Origin of the sequence: Dactylosporangium sp. NPDC048998 (assembly GCF_043197855.1) — a bacterium.
Taxonomy (GTDB): Bacteria; Actinomycetota; Actinomycetes; order Mycobacteriales; family Micromonosporaceae; genus Dactylosporangium.
The window spans coordinates 1-24,256 of record NZ_JBICTV010000039.1 but is presented as its reverse complement, the minus strand read 5'-3'; the positions used below and the strand labels follow the sequence as shown (position 1 = coordinate 24,256).

Here is a 24,256-nt window from a genome sequence, read left to right as displayed (position 1 = left end):
TCGTACATCGCAGCCGTTACGAGGACGCGGTGTGGATGTCCAGAAAGTCCGTCAGCGCTGGTGTCACGACCGACCGGGAGTCCCCGCTGAGCAGCGCCACGCCGTGCTTGTCGCCGGGGACGACCAGCACCCGCTTCTGCTTGGCCGGCATGAGCTTGGCCAGTTCGTCCGCGACATACGCGCAGCGCATCGGGTCATCCTGGGCGGCGATGAACAGCACCGGCACGACGACCTGCCCGGCCGCCTCACTGACCGGCCGGGCGTCTTTTCCGGCCACGTACAGCACGTCCTCACCGGAGAGCCAGGCCAGGCCGTCCACCGGCGGGCTTACCCGGGCCGCCCCGAAGGTGGCGATGTTCGCGCCGTTGGATGCGCCGACCAGTACGACATGGTTCGCGCCGGCTGCGCGCAGCACGCCGGTGAAGTAGCCGATCTCGGAGACCGGGTCGAGCCCCGGATCCCAGATCAGCACGTGGTACCCCTGGCCGGCGAGCGTCCGCCCGAACGGCAGCCACTGGCAGATCGTGCCGCCGTGCTCGGGGGTCAGCACCACGCCTCGGGTGCCGGTCCCGAGCATGATCGCGGTCACCGTGGTGATCTCGCTTTCCCGCAGCTCCGCGGGCACACCGTCACCCGGGTTCACGCAGCCGTCGAGCTGGGAGGGGGATGGTGACGGGGAGGAGACGGCGATGGCCGGGGCCGGCCGGCTGGCACACGCCCCGAGCAGGAGCGTCAGCGTCACACCTGCAACGAACGCGGTTCTCATGGCCGACATGGTAACCGATGTATGGCTACAGTGGTTACAGTCTCGGGGAGGGGATAATGGGCCGGTGCCGACTGCCCGACGCCCCGCACACGCCCCGAACGATCTGGACCTGCTGCGCGACTTTGCGAACGCACCCGAGGCCGGCTCGGCGGCCGCCCTGGAGCAGTGGCTCGCCGCGCACGAATTGGGCTGCGCCGGGCTCACCGATGCCGACGTCGAACGCGCCGGTACGTTTCGCCATGCCGTGCGCGGGCTGCTCGCCGCCAATGCGGAGCTGGGCGAGCCCGGCACGCCGCTGCGCGAGTTCAATGCGACGCTGGACTGGCTCGGTGCGGTACCAAGACTGGTTTCGGCTCGGCGTACGGGCATCACCACCGACACCGCAGGAATCCGCGCCGCGCTCGGCCGGCTGGCCGGCGTCCTGCTCGACGCGGTGAATGCCGGTACGTTTCAGCGGCTGAAGCTCTGCGCCAACCCGACGTGCGGGCGGGCGTTCTACGACCACGGGCGCAACGCCGCTGGGCGCTGGTGCGACATGGCGGTGTGCGGCAACCGGGCAAAGGTGGCCGGGTACCGCAGCCGCCGCCGGACCCAGACCGGACCGATCGAGCAGCCGCACTCCATCGACGAAGCCCTCACCCGTCTCGCCATCCGCGAGCCGCGCAGCTGAGGCTGTTCGACGGCGCAGCGGCGAGCGCTGGCCCGGTTACTCGACCAGGTCCATCAGGCGCGCCACCCGCGAAAGGGTTTCGCGGACGTTGACCTCCGTCGTGGCCTCGTACGCCTCGGGGATGGTGAGCCAGCGCAGCGGCGCGTCCGGGCTCTCCGGGCGGGCCGCGTCCGGATCGGCGGTCGCGAGCACGAAGCGCACGTCGGCGTGTTCGTGCGCCGGTTCGTCACCCTTGGCGGGCACCTGAACGACGGCCACATGGACGACGGCCGCGTCGGGCCAGGGCGCCAGGTCGGTCAGGCCGGTCTCCTCGCGGCCCTCCCGCAGCGCGATGCCGACCGCGTCGGTCTCGCCCGGGTCGCCGTGCCCGCCGACCTGCAGCCACGCCTGCTGTCGCTGGTGCCAGCGCAGCAGGACCCGACCGGTGCCCGGGTGCACGATCAGCGCCGACGCCGTGGCGTGCAGCGGTATCGAGCGGGCCCAGGGGTCGTCGACGGTCCGCAGCAGCTCGAGGACCCGGGCCACGTCGGCCGCCTCGGCCGGGTCGTCGGTCCGGTATCGGGGCAGCAGCTCGGCGAGCGATCGACCGGCGGTAGGCATGGCGAGCAGCCTATGGTTCCCGGCGACGCGGCGCATCACAGTTGTCGCGGATCAGGTGCGTACGGCCATGGCGTGGAATCGGTGGGCCGGGTCGTCGTAGCTGGTCAGGTGCCAGCCGGTACGAGCTGCCGAGGGGCGCAGTACGGGTTCGGTGCGGTACCACGAGTCGCCGGACGCGAGCGCCGGGTTGAGGTGGCGCAGCACCGGCCAGGCCGGATCGTGCAGGTCGACGACGGCGTCGGCGTGCTCGCCACCGTATCCCCTCTGCGCCGGGCCGGCCGGTGGGGTGCGGACCCAGACGGTCAGGTGCCACGCGGTGGCCGGCAGCCGGTCGCCCGAGCGGACGCCGTCGGCGATGACGACGGCGCCGGGGATGCGGGTCTGCCAGCCGTCGTCGGTGGCGCATGTCTCGGCGGTGAGTCGTACGCAGTGCCGGCCCGCGGCCCGCAGCCGGGCGGCGAGCTGATCGGCGAACACACCGGCGCCGCCGTCGAAGCCGTCGACCGCGACCCGGGCGTCGTCGTCGGGCAGTGCGGCGATGAGGTGGGCGAGCACGGTCGACCACCGATGCTGTTGCTCGCCGCTCAGGGCGGCACGGACGGGTGCGTCCCCCGGTTCGCCGACCATGACTCAATCATGCAGATGCGGCAGTGTTAAGGCCAGCAGCGGCCGTGGATGCGGGGCGAAAAGCCTATTCGCGGTCGCAAATGCCGGGCGGTAGGGTGGTCCTCGTGACGGTGTTCCGGATCGGGGAAGCGGCCGAGCTGCTCGGGGTCAGCGCAGACACGGTCCGGCGGTGGGTCGACGCGGGCCGGCTGTCGGCGACGCGGGACGAGCACGGCCATCGCACGATCGACGGCGCGGAACTGGCCGCGTTCGTCCGAGGTCAGGGTGGTGAGCCGGACGAACGCACCGAGATGTCGTCGGCGCGCAACCGGCTGCGCGGCATCGTCACCGCCGTGGTGAAGGACACCGTCATGGCGCAGGTCGACATCCAGGCCGGGCCGTTCCGGCTGGTGTCGCTGATGAGCCGCGAGGCCGTCGACGAGCTTGACCTGCAGGTCGGTTCGGTCGCGGTGGCCGTGATCAAGTCGACCACGGTCATGGTGGAACGCGCCACGCCCCCCGTGGCGCCTCGAGGGAGGACCACAACGTGAGACCACATCGCCTGCGCGTCGCGGTGACCGCGGTGGCGGCCAGTGCACTCGTGGCGCTGACCGGCTGCGGCGGCAACGACACCGCCACGACCGGCCCGACCGGCGCCGCGACCGGCGGCAGCGCCGCCACCGGTGTCACCGGCACGGTGAACGTCTTCGCCGCGGCCTCGCTGACCGAGTCGTTCACCAAGATCGGCAAGGATTTCGAAGCGGCGAACCCCGGCTCCACGGTGAAGTTCAACTTCGCGGGCAGCTCTGCCCTGGCCACCCAGATCAACCAGGGCGCCCCGGCGGACGTGTTCGCCTCCGCCGCACCCGCGAACATGAAGACCGTCACCGACGCCGGCAACGGTGACGGCACCCCGACCACGTTCGTGAAGAACCAGCTCGTCATCGCCGTGCCGAAGGGCAACCCCAAGGGCGTCAAGGGCCTGGCCGACCTGACCAAGCCCGGGGTGAAGGTCGCGCTCTGCGCCGAGCAGGTCCCCTGCGGAGCGGCGGCGAAGAAGGCGCTCGACGCGGCGAGCGTCAAGCTGACCCCGGTCACCCTGGAGCAGGACGTCAAGGCCGCCCTGTCCAAGGTGAAGCTCGGCGAGGTCGACGCAGCGCTGGTGTACCGCACCGACGCCAAAGCCGCCTCGAACAACGTCGACGGCGTGGAGTTCCCCGAGTCGGCGGGCGCGATCAACGAGTACCCGATCGTGGCGCTCAAGGACGCCAAGAACGCCGCCGGGGCGAAGGCGTTCGTCGCCTACGTACTGTCGGACAAGGGCAAGGCGGTGCTCACCGAGGCCGGCTTCCAGGCCCCCTGACCGTGACCGGCATCGACCAGGCCGGGGTGGCGCGGCCGGACGCCGTGCCGCCCCGCCGCGGGAGGCTCGGGCAGCGGGCGCCTGCCGGGCTGCTCGTACCGGCCGCCCTCGGACTGCTGTTTCTCGTCCTGCCGCTGGCCGGGCTGCTGATCCGGGCGCCGTGGACCACGCTGCCGCAACGGCTGACCGACCCCGGCGTGCTCACCGCCCTGCGCCTGTCCCTGCAATGCGCCACCCTCGCCACCCTGCTCTGCCTGGCGCTCGGCGTGCCCCTCGCCTGGCTGCTGGCACGGGTCGACTTCCCGGGCCGGCGGCTGATCCGCGCGCTCATCACCGTCCCGCTCGTGCTGCCCCCGGTCGTCGGCGGTATCGCGCTGCTGCTCGTGTTCGGCCGCAGGGGGCTGCTGGGCGCGTGGCTCGACCGCACCGTCGGCGTCACGCTGCCGTTCACCACCACCGGCGTCGTGATCGCCGAGGCGTTCGTGGCCATGCCGTTCCTCATCATCGCCGTCGAAGGCGCCCTGCGCGGCGCCGACCGCCGCTACGAGGAAGCCGCCGCCACCCTCGGCGCCGGACGCTGGACCACGTTCACCCACGTGACGCTGCCGCTGGTCGCACCCGGCATCGCCGCCGGCGCCGTGCTGGGCTGGGCCCGGGCACTCGGCGAGTTCGGCGCGACCATCACCTTCGCCGGCAACTACCCCGGCATCACCCAGACCATGCCGCTGGCGGTCTACCAGACCATGGAGGGCGGCGACCTCGACGGAGCCGTGGTGCTCAGCCTCGTGCTGCTCACCGTCTCCGTGGCCATCCTGGCCGGGCTGCGCGACCGGTGGATCACCGCCCCGTGACCGCCCCACCCGAACCCACCACCGCGCTGCCGGCCGAGGCGGGCGCCCCCCTGCTGGATGCGCACGTGGTCGTCGACCGTGGCGCGTTCCGCCTCGACATCACGCTGCGCATCGCCGCCGGCGAGGTCGTCGCCCTGCTCGGCCCGAACGGCGCCGGCAAGACCACCGCGCTGCGCGCCCTCGCCGGCCTGCAACCGCTCAGCGACGGCCACGCGACCCTGGCCGGCACCGACCTCGACCGCCCCGCCCGCCGGACGTGGATCCCGCCCGAGCACCGCCCCATCGGCGTGGTCTTCCAGGACTACCTGCTGTTCCCGCACCTCACCGCCGTCGACAACGTCGCGTTCGGCCCCCGCCGGCACGGCCTGGACCGGCGGGCCGCCCGCGCCCGGGCCCAAACCTGGCTGACCCGCGTCGGCCTCGCCGAACACGCCCGCCGCAAGCCACGCCAGCTGTCCGGCGGGCAGGCCCAACGAGTCGCGCTCGCCCGAGCCCTCGCCGTCGCCCCCACCCTGCTGCTGCTCGACGAGCCGCTCGCCGCCCTGGACGCCCGGACCCGGCTGGACACCCGCGCCGAACTGCACCGCCACCTCACCGACCATCCCGGCGCGACGCTGCTCGTCACGCACGACCCGCTCGACGCGCTCGTGCTCGCCGACCGGCTCGTCATCGTCGAGGACGGCCGGGTCGTGCAGGACGGCGACGCCGCCGCCGTCACCGCCCGCCCCCGCACCGACTACGTCGCCCGGCTCGTCGGGCTCAACCTTTACCGCGGACGCGCCGACGGGACCGCCGTACACCTCGCCAGCGGGTTCACCCTCACCTGCGACGACCGGCTCCACGGCGACGCCTTCGTGGTCTTCCGGCCCGCCGCGGTCGCGCTGCACCCGAACCAGCCCGACGGCAGCCCCCGCAACACCTGGCCGGCCACCATCGCCGGCATCCAGCACCACGGCGACAACCTGCGCGTCCAGCTCGACGGGCCGATCACCGCCGCCGCCGACATCACCCCGGCCGCCGCCGCCCACCTGCACCTCGCCCCCGGCCAGCCGGTATGGGCCGCGGTCAAGGCCACCGAAACCCACGCGTACCCCGCCTGAACCCGCCCGTATTTGAATCCGGGTTCAGCTTGGTCGCCAAGGCTTGCGCTGGCCAGTGACATCATGAGCCGTCAGAGTTGACCTTCGTTTCAGGATTGGCTTGTGCGGACCATGCCGCCTGCGGCATGCTCATCGACGTTGACGGCGGGGAGAGGAACGATCGTGACCATGGTCAGCACCCGGCGCACGGACCAGTTCTCCAACGGCGGGATTTCCTTCTGGTACCGCCAGATCGGGCAGCCCACCGCGCGGCCGGCACTGCCGGGCAGCCTCGACGTCGACGTCGCGATCGTCGGCGCGGGCTACACCGGCCTGTGGACCGCCTACTACCTCAAAAGGGCCGACCCGTCGCTACGCATCGCCGTGCTCGAGCGGGAGTTCGCTGGATTCGGCGCGTCCGGGCGCAACGGCGGGTGGCTCTCCGGTGAGCTCTCCGGCTCGCGCCGCCGGTATGCGGCCAGTCACGGCAAGGAGGCGGTCGTCGCGCTGCAGCGTGCGATGTACGACAGCGTCGACGAGGTGATCTCGGTCGCCGCGGAGCTGGGGATCGACGCCGACATCGTCAAGAACGGCCTGCTGCGCGTCGCCCGGAGCGAGCCGCAGCGGGCCCGCCTGCTCGCTGAACTCGACGATGATCGTGAGTGGGGCATGAGCGAGGACGACATCCGTCTGCTCGACCCGCGCGAGGCCGCAGGGCGGATCCGAGTGACCGGTACCCTTGCCGCTACGTGGAGTCCGCACTGCGCACGGATCCAGCCCGCCAAACTCGTCCACGGCCTCGCGGCCGCCGTCGAGCGGCTCGGGGTGACGATCTACGAGCAGACCCCCGTGACTGCGATCGAACCGCACGCGGCGCTGACCCCTGCCGGCACGGTACGGGCAGCGCATGTCCTGCGCGCGACGGAAGGCTTCACCGCGGGCATCGCCGGCCAGCGCCGCGCCTGGCTTCCGATGAACAGCTCCCTCATCGCCACCGAGCCCCTACCCGACCACGTGTGGGAACAGATCGGCTGGGGCGGGGCAGAGCTGCTCGGGGACTGGGCGCACGCGTACATGTACGCCCAGCGGACCGCCGACGGACGCATCGCCATCGGCGGCCGTGGCGTCCCGTATCGCTTCGGCTCCCGCTGGGACCGGCGCGGTCAGACCCCCGAGGTGACCGTCGCCGCGCTGCACAGCCTGCTCGGCCGGTTCTTTCCCGCGGCCGCCGGCGCCCGGGTCGACCACGCCTGGTCCGGAATCCTCGGTGTGCCACGCGACTGGTGCGCGACCGTCCATCTCGACCAGCGGACCGGGACAGGTTGGGCCGGCGGGTACGTCGGACACGGGGTGAGCACGGCGAACCTCGCCGGACGCACCCTCACCGACCTGGTGCTGCGCCGGGACACCGACCTGGTCCGGCTGCCGTGGGTCGGCCGGCAGGTCCGCCGGTGGGAACCCGAACCCGCGCGCTGGATCGCCGTACGCGGCCTCTATGCGGCCTATCGTGCCGCCGACCGCCGAGAGGACGCCGGCCTCCGCCACACCTCGTGGATCGCGCGCACCGCCAACGTCATCTCCGGCCGCTGACCCTCGCACACCCCTTGGAGAAGATCATGGATTCCCACGCCGGCACACCCGTTGCCGTTCAACTTCCCGCCGCCGGCACCGCCGAGCTGGGTCCGGCCGTTCTCAAGCCGACCAGCCGGACCGGTCAGCGGGAGCGCACGCTCGAGCTGTGGACGGACAGCTCTGGGGCGGCGGAGGCCGGGGTCTGGGAGTGTGAGCCAGGGGAGTTCACCGCGCGGCGGAACGGTTACACCGAGGTCTGCCACATCCTCTCCGGCAGCGCGACGGTGGTCGATGCCAATGGACACCGGACCGACCTGCGACCGGGCGACCTGCTCGTGCAGCCGGACGGCTGGGAGGGGACCTGGACCGTGCACGAGACGATGCGCAAGACGTACGCGATCATTCCGGCTGGCGGTACGCCGCAGTCCGGGTGAGGCGCCGCCAGTTCAGGCGCCGTCCGTGGTCGTGAGGCGACCCCAGTGCGTGAGGTCGCGCCAGGTGCGCCGCCGCCCCAGGGCCATCGGCGGCGGCTGCGTCGCCGCGGGACGGCCGAGGCACACGATGAGCTCCGGGCTCCACCCTGGGGGCAGGTTCAGCACCGCGCTGACGGCGGCCTTGCTGAACGAGGTCACCGGGCCGGACCCGAGGCCGAGCGCGTGGGCCGCGAGCAGCATCGTCTGCGCGGCGGTACCGACGTCGATGTACAGGCCGCTGCTGCCCGCCCGGAAGCCGTACTCCACGGCCAGCGCCGCGTCGACGCAGATCACGACGACCGCCGCCGGGCGCTGCAGCATGCCGGGCGAGACCATGCGCAACACGCGCAGTGTCGCGCCGTCGTCGACGGCGACGAACCGCTGGAAGCGGCGGTTGCCCGCGCTCGGCGCGTGCGCGGCGGCGTCCAGGACGCGCTCCAGCAGGTCCCGAGGGACCGGCTCGTCCGTCATGGCCCGCACGACTCGGCGCGTCCGGATGACCTCGAGGGCGTCACGGCTCATCGTGGCCACCCCGGTCGATGCCGTACCGCGTGACGAGGTGCTCCCCGAGCGCCCGGCACACGCCGTCCAGCGTCGCGGTGTACCCGTCCCGGTCGGCCGAGCTCGTCGCAGTCGCGGGTACCCGCTGGATGGGCCCCTCCAGCAGCGCCCGCGTCTCCGGCGCCACCCGTGGCGCCATGTACCCGGCGAGGCGCTGCGCGGCGGTGAGCAGCCGCAGCGGGCCGTACTCCGCGGCCTCGTCGAGCTGGGTCCGGGCGGCGGTGACCAGGTAGGCGAGGAGCTCGATCGCCTCGTCCTCGGTGAGCACCATCCTCGTTCCCCCCGGTCGCCGCGGCGCACGTCGCATGCGCGCCGGGTGAGCACTACCCGCGGACGCCGGTCTACACCCGCGCCACGGGTTCTGGGCCCGGCTCGGGCCGAGCGCCTTTGGCGATCGCGGCGGCCGATCCGGTCCCAGGGCGCACAATGACCTCGTGCAGGCGGGGAAGCCTCGAGTACTCACGGTCGGGCACGGCGCCCGACCGATCGGCGATTTCATCGCCGTGCTCAGCGCCGCGGAGGTCACGGAGCTGATCGACATCCGCCGCTTCCCCGTGTCGCGCAGGCATCCGCACTTCGCCCGCGAGCCGCTCGCCGCCGCGCTCGGCAGCGAGGCCATCGCGTACCGCTGGCAGGGCGACGCCCTGGGCGGCCGCCGGTCACCCCGCCCCGACTCCCGGCACACCGCGCTGCGGAACCGTCAATTCGCCGGATACGCCGACCACATGGACACGCGCGAGTTCCGGTCCGCGGTCGACGCGCTGGTGGAGCGGGCCGCCGCTGAGCGGCAGGCGATCATGTGCGCGGAGACGGCGTGGTGGCACTGCCATCGGATGCTGGTCGCAGACGCGCTGACGCTGCGCGGCGCGGAGGTCGTACACCTGATCACGGTTGGCCGGTCAGAAGTTCACCGCCCGCACCAGACCGTGCGACGCGGCGCGGACGGATGGCCGGTCTACGACGTTGCGGACACCATCCCCGGCATCTGAATGCCGGGAATGCCCGCCGGGATCATCACCGTCGCCGGCACGGTTCGCGAATCCGGTACGGCTGGATGCCGTGCTCCGTATGCTGCGACGTGTGCTCGTGGACCTCTCGCACGAGATCGTCGCCGGGATGCTCACCCGCGCGGACGTGCCGAGTCCGCACCTGACGGTCGCCGTCCCGCGGGCGGTCTCAGGCGTGTCGTTCGAGGTCGAGTCGCTGACCCTGGTGGGCAACACCGGCACATACCTCGACGCGCCGTACCACTACCACGAGGACCGCGCCGATCTGGCCCGCCTGCCGCTCGAACGCCTGGTCGGCGTCCCGATCACCGTTGTGCGGGCCTTCGGCAGGCAGGCCGTGACCGCGCTCGACCTCGGCGACCCGGACCGGCTGTGGGGGAGTGCCGTCCTGGTGTACACCGGCTGGGCGCGCCACTGGGGAACGCCCCGCTACCTCAACCTGGACTGCTCGCACCTCACCGCCGGCGCCGTGGACGCGCTCGTCGACGCCAACGCCGCGCTTGTCGGCATCGACTCGGTCAGCATCGACGACCCGGACGACCCGGCCCGGACCGCCCACGCCCGGCTGCTCGGCGCCGACATCCCGATCATCGAGAACCTGACCAACCTCGATGCCGTTCCCGACACCGGAAGCCGCCTGACCGTGCTGCCCGCACCGGTGCGGGCGATGGGGTCGTTCCCGGTCCGCGCCGTCGCGGTGGTTTGACCCGCCGGTGGCCCGGCGACGGGGTCAGCCCGTGGTGCAGGCGGTGCCGTTGAGCTTGAAGGCCGTCGGAGACGCGTTGGTGCCGCTGTACGTGCCCTGCACCACGAACGAGGTGCTGCCGTTCGCCGCGATCGACCCGTTGTACTGGGTGTTGGCGGCGGTCACCGCGGCGCCGTCCTGGGACACGTCCGCGGTCCACGCCTTGGTGATCTGCTGGTTTCCGGCGAACGGGAACGTGAGCTTCCAGCCGTGGACGGCCGTCTTCGACGTGTTGGTGATGGATACGGTACTGGTGAAGCCGTCGTTCCAGCTGTTCGGTGTGTACGTCACTCGGCAGCTGTCCGGCGCGGCTGCCGTCGCACCGCCGCCGACACCGTTGACGCTGGCGGCGAACGACGTGAGAGCGAGGCCGGTCCCGCCCACCCACGGCTCGAATCCGGCCTGGATGCTGGTCAGGTACCACGCGTCGGTGACGCTGCTGCGCTTCTGGATGTCGGTGATGAAGTCCCGGACGCTGAAGTTCCAGGAGGTGATCGGGGACGGCGCGACGTACGAGACGACGTCGTTGGATCCGTTGTTCCCGGTCCAGACGTCCCAGGTGCGCCCGCCGATGGTCACGCTGCCGGTCCGGGTTCCGACCGGCTGGACCTGGCCCTGCCGGTTGAACCAGATCATGAGCTCCTGCTGGTTCACCCCGTCCTCCCTGGGTGCCGGGTCGAGCCAGATGTCGTAGGCGGCGTCGTAGACCCCGCTGTTCGGGTACGAGTACGTGACGCTGCTGGTCGCGCTGTTGATCTCGCCGACCCGTATGGGCAGGTTGGTGCCGTTGGAGCAGAAGTTGTAGTGGCAGCCGAAGTAGACCGCCGGGTACGAGGCCGGCGCGCCGTCGGTGCGCTTGCTGTGGTCGGCCGTGACCGAGAAGCCGCTGTCCGTGACGTCGAGGCATTGCGCGGTGTCGGCGCCCCAGACGTTGTTCATGACCACGTAGGCGTCCTGGATGGTCGTCGTGTCGACCTTGCCGCAGGTGGGGGTGCCGGCGTGCGCGGGGCTGCTGACGGCCACGGCGGCTGCCGAGGCCGCGAGCAGCAGGCCGGCGGCCGCCAGGCAGTGCGAAAGACGTGCCACGGTGCTCCTTCGTGCTGGGGGTGCAGCTCTGGGAGCGCTCCCGAAGAATTTCGGGACGTTAGCACGTAAGCCGCCAAACGGCATAGTTTCGCCATAGCCGCCAAAATCTGTACGATCCGGCGCGCCGCCGTGGTGTTGCGGTGCGTTACCGCCGGCCGGGGCTCGACCGTTCGCCGTCTGGCGGGACGCGGCATCGGGTCATCGGGTCCTGAGCATGTCGTGCTCGGGCAGCTCGTGGTGCTCGGTCTGGACCAGGTCGCGTTTGGGCAGCAGGAACAGCCAGGTCGCGAACACGAACGGCGCCGTCAGCGTGGGAATGCCGACCGGGGCCAGCGCGGTGCCCAGCGCCGCCTGGATGACGACGGTGAAGACGATGCCGAACAGCATGTACGGCACGAGGCGCCGGGACGGGTGGTAGAAGACGCCGCCCAGCGCGACGGCGGTGAGCACCGCGCTGAACCCGTAGAGGCCGACCGCGACAGCACTGGCGCTGGCGCCGACCCACACCGCGAAGAGTGTGCTCACCACGGCGCCCGCGATGGCCGAGCCGGCTGCCCATCGTGAGCTGACCGCGAGCGCGACCAGGATGAGCGCGCCCGTGACCCAGTTGCCGAGAAGGAACACCTCGGAGACGTCCTTGAGCATGCTCGGTGTCAGGAAGGCGGCGGTCACATGGACGTGGGCGGCCCTCTGGTCCAGGGTGTGCGGCAGTGCCGGCCGGCCGATGGCGATGTTGCCGAGCCGTGCGAACTGGTAGGTGGCCAGCAGCAGAAACCAGGTGGTCAGGACGAACGGGAAGGTCAGTGGCGGCACACCCCAGGTCTTGAGGACCGCGCCTGTCGCCACCGTCACCACAGTGGTGACGACCGCGCCGATCACCAGGTAAATCCACATGAGTGCGCCAGGTCGCAGGTAGATCGAGATGGCGACTCCCGTCAGCAGCGGATTGAAGCCGAAGAGTCCCTCGCGGACGGGGGCGTGCGGGATTCTGAGCAGCAGCGCGGTGGTGGTGCCCACGACCAGCCCGGCGACGGCGCCGATCGCCGCCCGCGGGGTCTGTGCGTCGACCGCTCCCCAGCACACGGCCACGAGGATGATCAGTCCGGTGGCCGGGTTGTTCTGCAGCAGGACCTGGGACGCACCCCGCAGGTTCGCGTCGATGAAGGCGACCAAGGCGTACCGCTGCGTGGCGTCGTGCCACGAGCGGCCGACATCCATTGTGTGCACCGCATGCCTTCCGCGGCTCATCACATGCGTTTGTCGGTTGTGGTGCCCGATCGGTGCGCGATTACGCCTCGGGGGCTGCCGTGACGTGCGCATGGTTTACCACTCGGGGGAGGGGTAGGAGATGTGTCGGTTCGCTTCCGCCGTTGAAGGAGGCCTCGATGAGCCAGGAGCGGAGCGCCGCCGGTACCTCGTCGACCCCCGGTGCCGAGACGTGGATCTCCTCGCTGATGCTCACGCCGCGGGAGACGGAGAAGCTGGTGATCTACCAGGTCGCGGAGCTGGCCCGCCGGCGCAAGGAGCGAGGGCTCAAGCTCAACTTTCCGGAGTCGATCGCGCTGATCTGCGAGGCGTTGCTGGAGGCGGCCCGCGACGGGCGGAGTTTGGCGGAGGTGCAGCAGCTCGGCAAGCAGGTGCTCACGCGTGACGACGTGATGCCGGAAGTTCCCGCCATGGTGACGCTGGTGCAGGTCGAGGCGACGTTCCGGACCGGCACGCAGCTGATCTCCGTGTCGAATCCCATTCCATGAGAGCCGCCGTGATGGGGTGCTGGCCATGATTCCTGGCGAGTGGCTGCTGGGCGAGGAACCGGTCGACATCAACGCCGGGCGCCAGACGGTGCGGTTGCGCGTGCACAACACCGGTGACCGGCCGATTCAGATCGGCTCGCATTACCACTTCTTCGAGGCGAACCGTGCGCTGGACTTCGACCGGACCAAGGCGTTCGGGATGCGGTTGAACGTCCCGGCGGGCAATTCGGTCCGGTTCGAGCCTGGTGACGAGAAGGACGTCGAGCTCGTACGGTTCGGCGGGATGCAGCGCATCGTCGGCTTCGACGATGTCGTCGGCGGCGCCATCGGCGCCGAACGCACCGCCCGGCAGGCGATGCGCCGAGCCAAGGAGCGCGGATACCGGGGAGCGCGGGAGTGGGACGCGCCCCCGGGTGCCCCGGGTGCGCGGCGGGAGGATTCCTGATGAGCAGCATTCCGCGCCGCACGTACGCTTCGCTCTACGGGCCGACCGCCGGCGACCGCTTCCGCCTGGCCGATACCCAGCTCGTCGCGCAGGTCGAGGCCAGCCTGCTCACACCGGGCGAGGAGCTCGTCTACGGCGGCGGGAAGACCGCCCGTGACGGCATGGGCCAGACTCCCGGAGTACGCAACGAGGACGGCGCCCTCGACACGGTGATCACGTCGGTGGTCGTGATGGACCCGATCCTCGGCATCGTCAAGGCGGACATCGGCATCAGGGACGGCCGCATCGCCGGGGTAGGCCAATCCGGCAACCCCTACACCCAGGACGGGGTGGACCCGCGCCTCATCGTCGGGGCCGGGACGGAGGTCATCTCGGGTGAGGGGCTGATCGCGACCGCCGGCGGCATCGACGCGCACGTGCACTTCCTCACGCCCGACCAGATTCCCCACGCCCTGTCCAACGGGATCACCACCCTGCTGGGCGGGGGTACCGGACCGGCCGATGGCTCCAAGGGCACGACCTGTACCCCGGGGCCGTTCAACATCGCCCGGATGCTGGAGGCCACCGCCACGCTGCCGGTGAACATCGGTCTGCTGGGCAAGGGCGTCAGCAGCCGGCCGGAAACGTTGGCGGAGCAGATCGAGGCGGGGGCGTGCGGGCTGAAGGTGCACGAAGACTGGGGCGCCACCCCGTCGGTGATCGACTGCGCGCTGACCGTCGCCGACGCGTACGACGTGCAGGTGGCCATCCACACCGACACGCTCAACGAGAGCGGCTACCTGGCGGAGACCATCGACGCGATCGACGGCCGCACGATCCACACGTACCACACCGAAGGCGCCGGTGGCGGTCACGCGCCGGACATCATGGCGATCGCCGGCCTGCCGAACGTCCTTCCGTCGTCGACGAATCCGACCAGGCCCTACACGACGGACACGACGGACAACCTGTTCTACATGGTCACGGTCACCCATCACCTCAACCCGCGCAACCCCGAGGACGTCGCGTTCACCCAGTCGCGGATCCGCGGCGAGACGGTGGCGGCCGAGGACGTGCTCCATGACCTGGGTGTGCTGTCGATGTACTCGTCGGACGCGCAGGCCATGGGGCGCATCGGTGACACGGTGTCGACCGTGTGGCGCACCGCGGACAAGCTGCAGCAGCAGCGAGGCAAGCTGCCCGGCGATCCGGCCGAGCACGACAACAACCGGATTCTGCGCTACCTGGCGAAGTACACGATCAACCCGGCGATCACCCATGGGATCGCTCATCTGGTCGGCACGCTGGAGCCGGGCAAGGTCGCCGACATCGTGCTCTGGCCGACCAACACCTTCGGCGTGAAGCCGAAGTACGTCCTCAAGGGCGGCTTCGTCGCCTGGTCGATCATGGGCGATCCCAACGCGTCGATCCCGACACCCGAGCCGGTGTTGCTGCGGCCCATGTTCGGAGCCTGGGGCAAGGCGGCCGGCCGTACCTCCATCACCTTCCTGTCGCGGGCCGCCGTCGACGCGGGCCTGCCGGACGCCCTTGGGCTGGACCGCTGGATCGAGCCCGTCCGCGGCTGCCGCAGCATCGGTAAACAGGAGATGGTGCGCAACGACGCCACGCCCGACATCACCATCGATCCGGAGACCTACCGGGTGTACGTCGACGGGGAACTGGCCAGCGTGCCGCCCGCCGACCATGTTTCGCTCGCCCAGCTGTACTACATCGTGTGAGACGACCGTGGCGCTTGCTCTCCAGCCGTTCCTCGCGGCGGTACAGGTGGCGGACTCGGCGTTTCCCTGCGGCCGCTACACCCTCTCGCACGGCCTGGAGTCCTTCGTCCAGGCCGGCGAGGTGACCGTCCGCAGCGACGTTCGGGGCCTGCTGTCGTTGCTGACCGGCCAGCTCGAGCACGGGATCGCCACCTCGGACGGTGTCGCCCTGGCCTGGGCGCACAGGGCCGTCTCCGCGGCCACCGGCCCCGGACGGTTCGACGAACGGCTGGCGCTCGACGCCGACCTGCGGTTGACCTCGGTGAAACTGGCCCGGGAGGCGCGTGAGGCCTCCGCCCGGACCGGGCGTGGCGTGCTCGGCACCGTGGTGGGCTCGTTCGCGGGGCCGGCGCTCACGGCGTACGCCCGCCTCGTGGACCGCGGCGCGGCGCCGGGCAACGGCGCGGTGGTGACCGGGATCCTCGCCGCCGAGCTCGCGGTACCCCTGCAGCACGCGGTGGCAACCGAGCTCTATACGTTCGCGGCGGGATGGCTCAACGCCGCGGTGCGCCTGGGGGTGGCCGACCACCGCATGGCCCAGGCCGTACTGCACCGGTGCAAGCCGGTGACAGAGCGTTCGGCGCGTCGCGCATCCCGGACGGGACTGGATGACATGTCCAGCTCCACGCCGCTGGTCGACGTGATGGGCATGCGGCACGAACATGCCGCGCTGCGGCTGTTCATGAGCTGACCGATCAGTGGAAACAGATCCAGAGGAAGCAGGATGAACGGAGCGGGTCTGCAGCGGCTCGGCGGCCCCGTACCGCGGGTAGGCATCGGCGGACCGGTGGGTTCGGGGAAGACGGCGTTGATCGAGGCTCTGGTGCCCCGTCTCGTCGCCGGCGGTCACCGGCCCGTCGTGGTGACCAATGACATCTTCACGCAGGAGGACGCGCAGCACGTACGGGCCACGCTGTCGGGCGTACTGCCGCCGGAGAAGGTCGTGGGCGTGGAGACCGGTTCCTGCCCGCACACCGCCGTGCGCGACGACCCGACGATGAACCTGAACGCGGTGAGCGAGCTGACCGGCCGTTTTCCGGACACCGACGTGGTGCTGCTGGAATCGGGCGGGGACAACCTGACCCTGACCTACAGCCGAGCGCTGGCGGACTTCTTCATCTTCGTGATCGACGTGGGCGAGGGCGACAAGATCCCGCGCAAGCGTGGGCCGGGCATCACCTCGTCGGACCTCCTGGTGATCAACAAGATCGACATCGCGCCCCACGTCCACGCGGACCTGTCGGTGCTGGAACGTGACGCCAGCGCGGTCCGCGCCGGACGCCCGTTCGTGTTCACCGACTGCTTCTCAGGCCAGGGGATCGCCGAGGTGCTCGCACACCTGCGGGCCGCGGGCATGCTGGCGCGACCGGCGTCGACCGGACCCCGGCGCTGATGCCGCCGTCCGGGGCCGGCGACGGGCCGCCGGGCACCGTCGGGCTGCTCGACCTGCGGTTCGCGTCGATATCCGGGGTGACGCGGGTGACGCAGCAGTTCCAGCGGACACCGCTGTACATCTTCCAACCCATCTACCTGGACCCGCGGCGGCCCGGAATGGCCTTCGTCTACCTGCAGCACCAGGGCGACGGCATGCTCCAGGGCGACCGGTATCGGATCGACGTCGAGGTGGGCGAGGGCGCGGAGGTCCACCTGACCACCCAGGCCGCGACGAAGATCTACCGCATGGAGTCCGGCCACGCCGCACAACTGGTCAACCTCACCGCCGGGGCCGGCAGCCTCGTGGAGTACCTCCCCGATCCCGTCATTCCGTACCGTCACTCACGGTTCATCGGCCGGCTCGACGTCACGGCGCATCCGCAGGCGACGGTGCTGCTCGCCGAAACCCTGCTGCCCGGGCGGGTGGCCCGCGGGGAGCGGCACGCCTACGACCTGTACCGCGCGACGACGCGCATCCGCCGCCCCGACGGCCTGCCGATCGCCGCCGACGCGCTGTCGTTCGGCGGCGCCTCCGGCCGTGCCGACACACCCGCGCGCCTTGGCCGGCACGCGGTGCACGCGTCCTTCTTCACGCTGGCGCCCCAAGAGCGGACGCGCGGCCTGCACCCGGCCTTGCGCGCGTGCCTCGACGACAGCCAGGACATCATCGCCGGAGTCAGCACACTGCCGTTCGGTGCCGGCCTCGTCGCCCGCATCCTCGGACCGTCGGCGATTCCCGTGCGGTACGCCCTGCACGCCGCGTGGGACACCGTACGCCGCCACCTCACGGGATCGCCGGCTCCGGACCTCCGCAAAAGCTGAGCCCGCGTCGCGCGGCTGCGCCAGCAGCTCCACGCGGCGCGGGCACGCTGCCCGGTCAGCGGTTGCGGCGAAGGATGCTCAGGTAGCCGGTGCGGAGCATGCGGCGACCGGGCCAGGCCAGCAGGAGAACGACGACGGCGACGGCGAGCAGCCACGGCACCGCCCATGTCGTGGCGGTCTCGCGCTGGTGCGGGGTGTCCAGCGGCACTACACCGGGCGGGTTCACACCGTCGAGGTCCATCCGGGCGGTTACTCGGCCGGCCGGCAACGCGCCGCCGATGGTGGCGGTGGCCGTGAAGGATTCGCCGGGCAGCAGCGGCGGTATCGACACCGGCTGGGACTTCGCCATCCGGGCCCCGAACGGTGCGAGCAACGAGATGGTTCCGGTGCCGCCGAGCCGGATGTTGCCGCGGTTGTGCACCGTGTACGTGACTGTGGCATCCCGGTTGCGGAACGGGTACATGGCTGCGCCGTAGTCGACCGACAGCTTGGTGATGGACAGGGCAGGGTTCAGCGCACCGTTGACGCGCACGTAGACGCGCGTGCCCACGCGCTGGTCGACCGCGAGGCGGGTGTTGCCGTCGGCCGAGCCGGAAACCTGACGGCTGGCGACGATGCCGGCCGCGTGATCTCCGGGTGTGGCGTCCTTGGGCAGCGCCATGCGGAACGGCACCTGGACCGTGGTGCCCGGGGCGATGGTGACGGTGGGCGATTCGAAGCTGATCCAGCTGCCCAGGTCGACAGGTCGCTGGTCGGCCGTCAGCAACGTGAAGCTGCCCTCCGGCGTGGTGAACGCGTCGGTGGCGTAGACGGCGAGGGTCAATGCCTCGGTGCCGAGGTTGCTGATGGCGACCCGGTCGGTGATCTCGGTTTCCGGCGGGAGGGTGTAGTCGATGGTGGAGCGGGCTTCGCCGCTGGCGGAGGGGGCCGGGCCGACGGCCCATTGAATGGCGTCCTCAGCGGGTGCGGCCGTGGCCGGTATGGCGGGCCATACGTTGGACAGGGCCAGGAGGAGGCCGGCCGCGACCATCGCACGGCCGGATCGGATGCGGAGACGGGCAAGCTCGGTCACGGTCGCTCCTGTTGTGCAAGGCGCCGGGCGCCAGGGATGGTGGATCACCACCCTGACGCCCGGCGGGCGGATCGGCGGGTCAGACGAGCGTCAGAGTCAGCACGCCGGTGTAGGTCCCCAGCGCTGCGTTGTAGGGCACGCCCAGGTTCAGGGTGGCCCCGCAGTCAAACGTCCCGGTGCTCGCGCCGGCAGCGGACGAGCACAGTGCCTGCGGTGTGGACAGGCCAGAGCCAGGTACCTTCGCGGGCCCTGCCGTGACCACCGAGTCGTTGGTGGTGCGGACCAGGTTCATGCGGCCCGGCACCAGGCCGGCGGTCGGTGCCCAGCCGAGGTTTGCCGCGGCGATGGTCTGGTTCCCTGCCGGTGACCGGAAGTCGCTGACCTGCCCGGTCAGGCTCCAGCCGGCGTTGGTGCCCCGTGAGTCGACCACCGTGACGTGGCCCAGGGGCCCTGTCGCCACCTGGTCCTGGCCGTTGAGCGCGACGGCCGGAAGCGCCACCGGCGACATGTCGCCGACGGCGAGGCTGAGTGGACCACCCGTCACCGTGGCCGTGATGGCCGTCTGGGCCGAGTTGTCGCCATGTGTGAACGGCGCGAAGGTCTGCGTGTACTGGTACGGCTTCCAGGTGTACGTCCGGGCAGCACCTCGCTGATCCCGTTGCAGTGACCAGAACGAGATGCCGTGGATGTTCTTCTGGATGGCCCAGTTGAGCACCTTCACGGCGTCCTGGGTGGTGAACGTCTCGCAGTCGCCGAAGTCGGACGGGCCCGGCATCACGATGACGCCGATCATGCCCCACAACTGGGCCGGGGTCTTCTGCGGGTAGAGCCCGTGGAGGATGTCGTAGGTCGCCTGGGTGGCCTTGAACGTCTCCGCGGCCATGTCGTGCGCGGGTCCGGTCTTCGCCTTGCACGCGTCCGAGACGTCGTCGTAATAGTTGAAGGTCATGAGGTGTACGCCGTCGATGCGGGCGCCGTTGTTGACCGCGTTCTGCAGCAGGAACATGCTGCCGTTGTTCAGGCCGTCGGTGAAGGTCGGCTGCGTGTAGACGAACTCGACCGTGCGTCCGGTGGCCTTCGCCCAGTCCTGAACGATCTTGATGGCCTTGTTGCGCCGGTCGATTCCTGGCCAGTTAACGGGGTTGGCCAGCGACTCCTCTTCGATGTCCAGGTCGATGCGGGTGAAGTTGTACGCGGTGATGACACGCTTGAACTCGTCCGCGATCGCGTTGACGTCCTGGCAGCTGTCGGCCAGCTCGGTGAGCGACCCGGAGGTGGCCGCGGATCCGCCGAAGGAGGGGTAGACGTCGCCGCCGGCGGCACGGATGGCCGCGATGCCGGCGGCGTAGGTCGATCCGATCGGCGAATCGGCGCGGCCGTTCCAGTAGACGGTGCAGTCCCCGTGCTTCAGGGTCTGCAGGAAGGCCAGGGTCAGGTACTTGGCGCCAGAGTCCTGGCTGGCCTGGTACAGCGTGTCGGTGGGGGAGTTGCTGTAGAAGTACGGGGCGAACACGTGCGGGGGGATCGGTGTGCCCGGCGCGGTCGCCGCCGCCTGGGCCGGCGCGGCAAGGACGGCACCGGTCGCGGCGCCGAGCGTGCAAGCGAGCAGCGTGACCGCGCCGAGCGCGCGTAACCGCTGCGACAGGGGTGTCTTCATAGGTGACTACTCTCCGTTATTCGAAAGCTCCCTTTCTATTGGGCGAGAACTTAGCGCACCCGTGCTCGACCGTCCAGGGCAAGATCTTAATTGCATCGACGGAATCAGGCCGTCAACTCGCCCGCGCAGCCAGTGCCGCAGATGACGGGAGCGTCCCAGGCCAGGCGCTTCGGCAGGTCAGCACCGCGAGCATGAGCACCTGGCCGCGTTCCCTGTTCGCGCAGCCGGTTTCGTCAAGGTCGTTGTGAATCCAGCGCCGGTCGGCCGAGGCGGACGGTCCCAGGGGCGCTACCAGGCGAGTTCCGCGCCGCCGTTGGTCGCTGCGCGCTCGGTGTACTCCGACAGCTCCAGCTTCTGTTTGGCCGCGGCCAGGCGCCGTTCCCAGGTGTGCTGCCGGGCCAGCTCCACGCTGCCGATGACCACTGTGTGCTCCGCGTACTCCGACAACTCCAGCTCGGGCACCCAATACGTGCGGGCCTGCAGATGCCGCCTGAGGTGCTGCAACAGGACGTCGCCGGCATGGGCGATGCCACCGCTGATGACGAGGATGTCGGGGTTGAGCGCGAGGATGACCGGGCTGAGGGCGCGGGCGAGGATGCCCGTGGTGTGGTCCAGCACGGCGACGGCCCGCTCGTCACCCTCGGCCGCGGCGCTGAACACATCCATTGCGGTGAGTTCGCGGTATGAGTGCAGTCGCGTGGTGGGCAGGCCGGAGAACTCGTCACGGGCCAGATTGATCATTCCCGTGCTACCGATCCGGGCCTCCAGCGGACCACTGCCGTCCCGGTCGAAGGCCAGGTTGTCGTCCAAGCTGATCAGGCCGACCTCCCCGGCGGCATTGTCCTTGCCGCGATGGAGCATTCCGTTGATCACGATGCCCGCGCCGAGCCGCGCACCCCACTGGATCGCGATGATCGTGCGGCCGGGCAGCCGGCTCGCCGCCGCCACCGCCGCCAGGTTGGCGTCGTTCTCCAGGTGGACCCGGCAGCGGAACTCTTTCTCCAGATGGCTCGTGATGTTGAAGGTCTCCCATCCCCGCATGCTCGGGGCGAGCCGCAGCCGTCCGGCGACCGGGTCCACCACTCCCGGGGAACCGACCACCACGTCGGCGATCTGCGCACTGTCAAGATTCGCGTCGCGCAGGCAGGTGTCGATGACCCGGCGCACCCCGGCCAGCACGGCCACCGCGTCGTGAGGCCGGGACACCGCCCGAGCCGATGCGGCGAGCGTATTGCCGCCCAGGTCGCTCACCCGGGCCTTCACGGCGTGCGGTCCGAGGTCGATGCCGAGTACGGGATCGACACCTGGGCGCAGTTCGAAGACGGCGGCCGGCCGGCCCTGGCGGACCCCGTCCGGACTGTCCGTGGACTCGACGACGAGGCCACCCGTCTTCAGTTCTTCGATGGCCTGCGCGACCGTCGGCCGAGTTAGTCGAGTGACGCTAATTATCTCGCTGATGCGCAGCGGGCGCCGCGCCTGGCGCACCGCAGCGAGAACCAGCGAAGTGTTGAACTGCCGCAGCACCGCGGTACCGGCGGGTATGTCGGCCAACAGCCCAGCCTGCCTTCCGTATGTATGTCCGGAATTGACGATACCCCGGAAGCTCAACCCGGGCATGACCGCAGACGGGCCAGCAGCGGGCGTCCCGGTCCGTGCTCCTCCGCCCCCTTGACGCGATCATGGACGTGCCGTAGGAATAGGAAAGAACGTTTCGTTTATCTCCCCCACCCCCATTGAGCACTGCGGTCTTTGGATCGCAGGAGGGAAGAGTATGCAACCACCCAGCACCCGCAGACCCGGTCGGCGGATGGGCAAGCTGGCCCGCGCCGGACTGGTCGGCCTGTTAGCGGCTGGTACCGCGATCGCCGCCGCAGGGTCCGCCGCCGCGGAGCCGGCCACCTCCGGCGAGACGGTGCCAGCGCCGACCAGCCCGATGGTGGGCGGGTACCTGCTGCAGGCCACGCCGAACTTCAGCTCCATCCAGATGGGTCTTGTGACCCACTTCTACTGGGCGTTCTCCACCATCAGCGGCGGCAAGTGCACCACCGCCTCCCAGGCCGGCATCAACGCGGTGCTCGCCCAGCGGCAGAAGCAACCCAGCCTCAAGGTGATCCGCTCGCTCGGCGGCTGGGGCGCCCGCGGCTTCTCGGACGCGGCCGCCACCGACGCCAGCCGCAAGACGCTCGTCGCCTCGTGCGTCGACGCCTTCATCGCCAACGGGGTGGCCGACGGCATCGACATCGACTGGGAGTTCCCCGTCAGCGGCGGGCTGAACAACATCGGCTACCGCGCCGAGGACCGGGAGAACATGAACCTCCTGGTCGACGAGTTCCGCACCCAGCTCAACGCCTACGCGGACGCGCACGGCAGGAGCCGCCGCGACTTCCTCGTCACCGCCGCGCTTCCGGCCGGCCGCTGGCAGGACTCCGGCGACAACGTGCACGGCGCGCCGTACGACGTGCTGAAGAGCTTCGACCTGGCGACCCTGGGCCGGACGCTCGACACCATCAACATCATGACCTACGACATGGGCACCGGCTACTCGCCGATCTCCATGTTCAACCAGCCGCTCTACAAGCACCCCCTGGACACCAGCGGCGATCCCTACAACAGCATCGACGCGGCGGTGAAGCTCTACCAGGCCCAGGGCGTGCCGGCCAACAAGATCACCCTGGGCGCGGAGTTCACGCTCAGCCGCGGCTTCCTGGTCACCGACGACAAGAACAACGGCCTCTACCGGAACTGGACGGCTACCGGCTGCGGCTCGGCCACGATGGCGAACGCCCTCAAGGCGGGCACCACCGCCCTGGTCAACTGGGACCCGTACGCACTGTCGCCGTACGTGTGGGACCCGGCGGCATTGCGCCTGTGCAGCTTCGAGAATGCGCAGTCGCTCGGCATCCGGGCGCAGTACGCGAAGGAGCATGGCCTCAACGGCATGTTCACCTGGGAGCTGACCGGTGATGCGCAGAACAGCCAACTGCGCGCCATCGCCCTGCCCTTCGAGCCGGAGAAGGTCGTGGCCGCGCCGGCCCCGACCGTCAAGGGCGCCTCCATCATGGCCGGCCAGGGCACCGCGTTCAGCGGCGAGGTCGCCCGGGTCACCGGCAGCTCGGCCGCGTCACTCACCGCCGAGATCAACTGGGGCGACAACACGCACAGCGCGGCGGTGGTGCTGCCGCTGGGCAACGGAGCCTTCTCGGTCACCGGCACCCACACGTACGCCAAGCCGGGCGCCTACACGCTGACGGTCGCCACCATCGACCCCGACCCGATCAACAGCCGCATGGTCAACGCCGTAGCCAGCGTGGGCAGCGTCGACCCGGGCCAGCAGACGATCGTCACCGAGGTCACCGGCGGCGCGCTGAGCTTGAGCGTGGCGGACAACACGCCCATCAACCTGGGCCAGGTCCAGCTCAACGGCCAGGACCAACTCGTCTCGGGGGCCCTCAAGTCGATCACCGTCGTGGATCCGAGGGGTAACAACGCCGGGTGGAGCCTCACCGGCCAGGTGAGCGACTTCCGCGGTGCCGGAACGGCGACCATCCCGGCCGCCGACCTCGCCTGGGCGCCGACCGCGGCGGTCGTACCGGGCTCGATGAACCTCGAACACAGCACCACGACCACCCCGACCGTGGTCGCCGGCCCGGCACTGACCCCGGGCAAGGGCCTCTCGACGGCACACACGCTGTGCTCGGCCAACCAGGGCGCCAGCACCGGCAAGTTCACCTGCGGCGGCGGCCTGAACCTCGGAGTCCCCTTCGACACCCCCGTCGGCGCCTACACCGCGGTCCTCACTGTCACGCTGATCTAGCCCTACCCGTCTCTCTCCGCACGCCGGGGGGGGGGGGGGGGGGGGGGGCCCCCCGCCCCCCCCCCCCCCCCCCCCCCCCCCCCCCCCCCCCCACACCCAGGGGGGGAAGCACAAAAACACCC

At 70.7% G+C, this 24,256-nt stretch carries 25 protein-coding genes and 1 pseudogene; 16 read left to right on the top strand and 10 right to left on the bottom strand.

What is annotated here, in order from left to right; translation table 11 throughout:
• Window positions 1-16: 16 nt before the first annotated feature.
• Window positions 17-766 (bottom strand): alpha/beta hydrolase, encoded by a 750-nt coding sequence (locus tag ACGFI8_RS42005; protein WP_392813291.1) that lies wholly within the window; start codon window positions 764-766, stop codon window positions 17-19.
• Between the two features lie 64 nt (window positions 767-830).
• Here ACGFI8_RS42005 and ACGFI8_RS42000 point away from each other — a divergent pair, with 64 nt between their 5' ends.
• On the top strand, window positions 831-1,436 hold the full coding sequence (locus ACGFI8_RS42000; RefSeq protein WP_392813289.1) for a CGNR zinc finger domain-containing protein: 606 nt from the start codon (window positions 831-833) through the stop codon (window positions 1,434-1,436).
• Window positions 1,437-1,472: 36 nt separating this feature from the next.
• Here ACGFI8_RS42000 and ACGFI8_RS41995 read toward each other — a convergent pair whose 3' ends face one another.
• Both ACGFI8_RS41995 and ACGFI8_RS41990 read right to left on the bottom strand, forming a co-directional pair.
• Window positions 1,473-2,036, bottom strand: a complete 564-nt coding sequence (locus tag ACGFI8_RS41995; protein WP_392813288.1) for an NUDIX hydrolase — start codon at window positions 2,034-2,036, stop codon at window positions 1,473-1,475.
• Between the two features lie 51 nt (window positions 2,037-2,087).
• Window positions 2,088-2,663 carry a hypothetical protein gene (locus tag ACGFI8_RS41990; protein WP_392813286.1) on the bottom strand — a complete coding sequence of 192 codons (576 nt, stop codon included), beginning with the start codon at window positions 2,661-2,663 and terminating at the stop codon, window positions 2,088-2,090.
• Between the two features lie 104 nt (window positions 2,664-2,767).
• Here ACGFI8_RS41990 and ACGFI8_RS41985 point away from each other — a divergent pair, with 104 nt between their 5' ends.
• The 6 genes from ACGFI8_RS41985 (at window position 2,768) to ACGFI8_RS41960 (ending at window position 7,941) form a co-directional block, all read left to right on the top strand.
• On the top strand, window positions 2,768-3,193 hold the full coding sequence (locus ACGFI8_RS41985) for a molybdopterin-binding protein (RefSeq protein WP_392813284.1): 426 nt from the start codon (window positions 2,768-2,770) through the stop codon (window positions 3,191-3,193).
• Between the two features lie 11 nt (window positions 3,194-3,204).
• Window positions 3,205-4,005: a molybdate ABC transporter substrate-binding protein gene (gene modA, locus ACGFI8_RS41980; protein WP_392813348.1), complete on the top strand. Its 801-nt coding sequence runs from the start codon at window positions 3,205-3,207 to the stop codon at window positions 4,003-4,005.
• Between the two features lie 26 nt (window positions 4,006-4,031).
• Window positions 4,032-4,856, top strand: a complete 825-nt coding sequence (locus tag ACGFI8_RS41975) for an ABC transporter permease (protein ID WP_392813346.1) — start codon at window positions 4,032-4,034, stop codon at window positions 4,854-4,856.
• Window positions 4,857-4,882: 26 nt separating this feature from the next.
• A complete protein-coding gene (locus ACGFI8_RS41970; RefSeq protein WP_392813344.1) occupies window positions 4,883-5,956 on the top strand; it encodes an ABC transporter ATP-binding protein in 1,074 nt (357 codons plus the stop codon).
• A gap of 168 nt (window positions 5,957-6,124) precedes the next feature.
• Window positions 6,125-7,525: an NAD(P)/FAD-dependent oxidoreductase gene (locus ACGFI8_RS41965; protein ID WP_392813342.1), complete on the top strand. Its 1,401-nt coding sequence runs from the start codon at window positions 6,125-6,127 to the stop codon at window positions 7,523-7,525.
• 26 nt (window positions 7,526-7,551) lie between these two features.
• Window positions 7,552-7,941 carry a cupin domain-containing protein gene (locus ACGFI8_RS41960; protein ID WP_392813282.1) on the top strand — a complete coding sequence of 130 codons (390 nt, stop codon included), beginning with the start codon at window positions 7,552-7,554 and terminating at the stop codon, window positions 7,939-7,941.
• Window positions 7,942-7,953: 12 nt separating this feature from the next.
• On the opposite strand, the gene ACGFI8_RS41955 is transcribed toward ACGFI8_RS41960, so the two are convergent.
• Window positions 7,954-8,502 carry a nitroreductase family protein gene (locus tag ACGFI8_RS41955; protein ID WP_392813280.1) on the bottom strand — a complete coding sequence of 183 codons (549 nt, stop codon included), beginning with the start codon at window positions 8,500-8,502 and terminating at the stop codon, window positions 7,954-7,956.
• On the bottom strand, window positions 8,492-8,812 hold the full coding sequence (locus tag ACGFI8_RS41950) for a DUF6092 family protein (protein ID WP_392813279.1): 321 nt from the start codon (window positions 8,810-8,812) through the stop codon (window positions 8,492-8,494). The genes ACGFI8_RS41955 and ACGFI8_RS41950 overlap by 11 nt, the downstream gene beginning before the upstream one ends.
• 163 nt (window positions 8,813-8,975) lie before the next feature.
• Between ACGFI8_RS41950 and ACGFI8_RS41945 the strand changes: the two genes are divergently transcribed.
• Entirely contained in the window at window positions 8,976-9,530 is a 555-nt protein-coding gene (locus tag ACGFI8_RS41945; protein ID WP_392813278.1) for a DUF488 family protein, read from the top strand.
• Between the two features lie 79 nt (window positions 9,531-9,609).
• Window positions 9,610-10,254 carry a cyclase family protein gene (locus tag ACGFI8_RS41940; protein ID WP_392813276.1) on the top strand — a complete coding sequence of 215 codons (645 nt, stop codon included), beginning with the start codon at window positions 9,610-9,612 and terminating at the stop codon, window positions 10,252-10,254.
• A gap of 24 nt (window positions 10,255-10,278) precedes the next feature.
• Here ACGFI8_RS41940 and ACGFI8_RS41935 read toward each other — a convergent pair whose 3' ends face one another.
• Entirely contained in the window at window positions 10,279-11,379 is a 1,101-nt protein-coding gene (locus ACGFI8_RS41935; RefSeq protein ID WP_392813275.1) for a cellulose binding domain-containing protein, read from the bottom strand.
• A 198-nt stretch (window positions 11,380-11,577) separates the two neighbouring features.
• Window positions 11,578-12,597 (bottom strand): urea transporter, encoded by a 1,020-nt coding sequence (yut, locus tag ACGFI8_RS41930; RefSeq protein ID WP_392813273.1) that lies wholly within the window; start codon window positions 12,595-12,597, stop codon window positions 11,578-11,580.
• Window positions 12,598-12,833: 236 nt separating this feature from the next.
• On the opposite strand from yut, the gene ACGFI8_RS41925 reads away from it, so the two are divergent.
• The 6 genes and pseudogenes from ACGFI8_RS41925 to ACGFI8_RS41900 all read left to right on the top strand — a co-directional run bounded on the left by ACGFI8_RS41925 (window position 12,834) and on the right by ACGFI8_RS41900 (window position 17,591).
• Window positions 12,834-13,133: an urease subunit gamma gene (locus ACGFI8_RS41925; protein ID WP_392813341.1), complete on the top strand. Its 300-nt coding sequence runs from the start codon at window positions 12,834-12,836 to the stop codon at window positions 13,131-13,133.
• A gap of 25 nt (window positions 13,134-13,158) precedes the next feature.
• Window positions 13,159-13,455: pseudogene (gene ureB, locus ACGFI8_RS41920) on the top strand (urease subunit beta); the annotation flags it as partial.
• A 122-nt stretch (window positions 13,456-13,577) separates the two neighbouring features.
• Window positions 13,578-15,296, top strand: a complete 1,719-nt coding sequence (ureC, locus tag ACGFI8_RS41915) for an urease subunit alpha (protein WP_392813271.1) — start codon at window positions 13,578-13,580, stop codon at window positions 15,294-15,296.
• Window positions 15,297-15,303: 7 nt separating this feature from the next.
• Window positions 15,304-16,026, top strand: coding sequence for an urease accessory protein UreF (locus ACGFI8_RS41910; RefSeq protein ID WP_392813269.1), 723 nt, complete (start codon window positions 15,304-15,306; stop codon window positions 16,024-16,026).
• A 33-nt stretch (window positions 16,027-16,059) separates the two neighbouring features.
• On the top strand, window positions 16,060-16,728 hold the full coding sequence (gene ureG, locus ACGFI8_RS41905) for an urease accessory protein UreG (protein WP_392813267.1): 669 nt from the start codon (window positions 16,060-16,062) through the stop codon (window positions 16,726-16,728).
• Window positions 16,728-17,591, top strand: a complete 864-nt coding sequence (locus tag ACGFI8_RS41900; protein ID WP_392813266.1) for an urease accessory protein UreD — start codon at window positions 16,728-16,730, stop codon at window positions 17,589-17,591. Before ureG ends, ACGFI8_RS41900 begins: the two co-directional genes overlap by 1 nt.
• A gap of 55 nt (window positions 17,592-17,646) precedes the next feature.
• Here ACGFI8_RS41900 and ACGFI8_RS41895 read toward each other — a convergent pair whose 3' ends face one another.
• From ACGFI8_RS41895 to ACGFI8_RS41885, 3 genes are all read right to left on the bottom strand, one after another.
• Window positions 17,647-18,663 (bottom strand): WxL protein peptidoglycan domain-containing protein, encoded by a 1,017-nt coding sequence (locus tag ACGFI8_RS41895; RefSeq protein WP_392813264.1) that lies wholly within the window; start codon window positions 18,661-18,663, stop codon window positions 17,647-17,649.
• A 79-nt stretch (window positions 18,664-18,742) separates the two neighbouring features.
• Entirely contained in the window at window positions 18,743-20,320 is a 1,578-nt protein-coding gene (locus ACGFI8_RS41890; RefSeq protein ID WP_392813263.1) for a glycosyl hydrolase family 18 protein, read from the bottom strand.
• 288 nt (window positions 20,321-20,608) lie between these two features.
• On the bottom strand, window positions 20,609-21,871 hold the full coding sequence (locus tag ACGFI8_RS41885) for an ROK family protein (RefSeq protein WP_392813262.1): 1,263 nt from the start codon (window positions 21,869-21,871) through the stop codon (window positions 20,609-20,611).
• Between the two features lie 256 nt (window positions 21,872-22,127).
• Here ACGFI8_RS41885 and ACGFI8_RS41880 point away from each other — a divergent pair, with 256 nt between their 5' ends.
• On the top strand, window positions 22,128-24,134 hold the full coding sequence (locus tag ACGFI8_RS41880; RefSeq protein WP_392813260.1) for a glycosyl hydrolase family 18 protein: 2,007 nt from the start codon (window positions 22,128-22,130) through the stop codon (window positions 24,132-24,134).
• Window positions 24,135-24,256: the final 122 nt, after the last annotated feature.

Coding starts and splice junctions, on each gene's coding strand:
- ACGFI8_RS41925 (WP_392813341.1), top strand. CDS start 12,834: ATGCTCACGCCGCGGGAGACGGAGAAGCTGGTGATCTACCAGGTCGCG.
- ACGFI8_RS41995 (WP_392813288.1), bottom strand. CDS start 2,036: ATGCCTACCGCCGGTCGATCGCTCGCCGAGCTGCTGCCCCGATACCGG.
- ACGFI8_RS41880 (WP_392813260.1), top strand. CDS start 22,128: ATGGGCAAGCTGGCCCGCGCCGGACTGGTCGGCCTGTTAGCGGCTGGT.
- ACGFI8_RS41960 (WP_392813282.1), top strand. CDS start 7,552: ATGGATTCCCACGCCGGCACACCCGTTGCCGTTCAACTTCCCGCCGCC.
- ureC (WP_392813271.1), top strand. CDS start 13,578: ATGAGCAGCATTCCGCGCCGCACGTACGCTTCGCTCTACGGGCCGACC.
- ACGFI8_RS41900 (WP_392813266.1), top strand. CDS start 16,728: ATGCCGCCGTCCGGGGCCGGCGACGGGCCGCCGGGCACCGTCGGGCTG.
- ACGFI8_RS41950 (WP_392813279.1), bottom strand. CDS start 8,812: ATGGTGCTCACCGAGGACGAGGCGATCGAGCTCCTCGCCTACCTGGTC.
- ACGFI8_RS41940 (WP_392813276.1), top strand. CDS start 9,610: ATGCTGCGACGTGTGCTCGTGGACCTCTCGCACGAGATCGTCGCCGGG.
- ureG (WP_392813267.1), top strand. CDS start 16,060: ATGAACGGAGCGGGTCTGCAGCGGCTCGGCGGCCCCGTACCGCGGGTA.
- ACGFI8_RS41965 (WP_392813342.1), top strand. CDS start 6,125: ATGGTCAGCACCCGGCGCACGGACCAGTTCTCCAACGGCGGGATTTCC.
- yut (WP_392813273.1), bottom strand. CDS start 12,597: ATGGATGTCGGCCGCTCGTGGCACGACGCCACGCAGCGGTACGCCTTG.
- ACGFI8_RS41890 (WP_392813263.1), bottom strand. CDS start 20,320: ATGAAGACACCCCTGTCGCAGCGGTTACGCGCGCTCGGCGCGGTCACG.
- ACGFI8_RS42005 (WP_392813291.1), bottom strand. CDS start 766: ATGAGAACCGCGTTCGTTGCAGGTGTGACGCTGACGCTCCTGCTCGGG.
- ACGFI8_RS41955 (WP_392813280.1), bottom strand. CDS start 8,502: ATGAGCCGTGACGCCCTCGAGGTCATCCGGACGCGCCGAGTCGTGCGG.
- ACGFI8_RS41990 (WP_392813286.1), bottom strand. CDS start 2,663: ATGGTCGGCGAACCGGGGGACGCACCCGTCCGTGCCGCCCTGAGCGGC.